The organism is Streptomyces sp. NPDC031274 (assembly GCF_055570235.1).
Window position 1 is genome coordinate 1 of the sequence record NZ_JBVIHP010000211.1, and the last position, 1,452, is coordinate 1,452.

2 protein-coding genes are annotated in these 1,452 nt (G+C 68.8%); one reads left to right on the forward strand and one right to left on the reverse strand.

All coding sequences use genetic code 11. The annotated features are described in order from the left end of the window. The coding region (locus ACZ5CR_RS45060) for an MMPL family transporter (protein ID WP_468869413.1) at positions 1-619 on the reverse strand (619 nt) is incomplete at its 3' end. A gap of 275 nt (positions 620-894) precedes the next feature. On the opposite strand from ACZ5CR_RS45060, the gene ACZ5CR_RS45065 reads away from it, so the two are divergent. Further along, on the forward strand, positions 895-1,452 hold a 558-nt coding region (locus tag ACZ5CR_RS45065; protein WP_468869415.1), incomplete at its 3' end, for a DUF7134 domain-containing protein.

Consider the following 1,452-nt stretch of genomic DNA (forward strand, 5'->3'; position numbering starts at 1 on the left):
TCAGGAGGACGATGAGGCCCATCGTCAGATTGCCGACGACTTTCCCCGTGGTCTCCTCGGCCTCCGTGTTGTCCACCGTGGAGGCTATGCCGCCGGTGAATCCCACGCGTAGGCCGGCGGCGGCGAATTCATGCTTCGCGCCATCACGGAACTTCTTGTAGACGTCCTGCAGACCGGGGTCATTGGCATTTCCGTCGAGCGACACCGTCAGGAGCCGGAAACTCTTGTCCGGGGCCACGGCGCCCGGCGAAACCCGCGGGGTCTGGGAGTGGTCCTTCATCAGCTGTTCGGGCTTCGGCGCGACGATCCGCTCCCGGCCGAGGCCGGCCGCGGTGGCGGCGATCCGCCGCTGGTCGCCCGCCGTGAGCTTGTCGCCGTCGTCCCTGGCGACGAGCACGGTCAGGGCGTTGGGGTCGGGCTTGGTGCCGAATTCGTCCTCCGCGATGCGCAGCGCCACGGCCGAGTCGTATTTCTTGGGAAGGAAGTCCCCGGCCTGGGAGTCGGTGACGTCGTACATCATCGCCTTCCCCACGAACGACAGTGCCGCTCCGAGGATGGTCCAGACGACGATCGTCAGCCATCGATGTCGGGTGGAGAACGAGGTCAGCTTGCGGATCATGTTTTCTTTTCCCTGCTTTTCCCGGCCGGCGAAATGGGCCGCGAGAATTCCTCGAGGCTCCAACAGGTCATCACGGCAAGCCCCTTGAGAGCGTCGACCGCCGGAAGGGGACGCACCCGTGACCCTGGTCCGGTACGCAGTCGCGGGCAGTACTCCGGTACTGGGTGGAAGAACCGCCCCTGCGCCGATCTCCGGCCCGGCGGGCCGGGATGTAATGGTGCGGAACGTCGGGAACATCAGGGCCCGACGCACTGGCTCGACTAGGAGGCGCCCGGATGGGACGCGATTTCTTCCCTCCGGTACCGCCCACGGGCGGGGCGCGGCCGACACCGGGTGACGTGGTGGTCGCCGTCGTCGCCGTGGGCCTGGACGTACTGGCCTACCTCGCCCCGGGCGAGGAGGGCCCGGGGGCGCCCGTCACCGTGCTCGGTGTCCTGCTGGTGGCCGTCTCCTTGGTCCCGTTGCTCTTCAGGCGCCATCACCCCGTGCCGGTGCTCGGCGCGGTCCTCGCCGTGCAGATGGCCGTCAACCTCGGGCTTGCCGTCGACCCGGGCGCGCCGATGTCGAACAGCTACGGCGGCGCCGTCGCGGTGGCGCTCTACACCGTGGCCAGGTACAGCGGGCGGCGTGCCGTGGCGCTGGGTGTCGTGGCCACCGCGCCCGTGCAGCTCGCGCGGTACCTGCACAACGACGTGCCCTTCCTGGGAATGGGCCTCACCGACGTGGTGGTCACGCCCTGCCTCATCGTCGCCGTGGGCCTGGCCGTGCGGCAGTGGAAACAGCAGCTGGACATCAACCGGAAGCTCCTCGCCGACCGCGCGGTGACCGAGGAG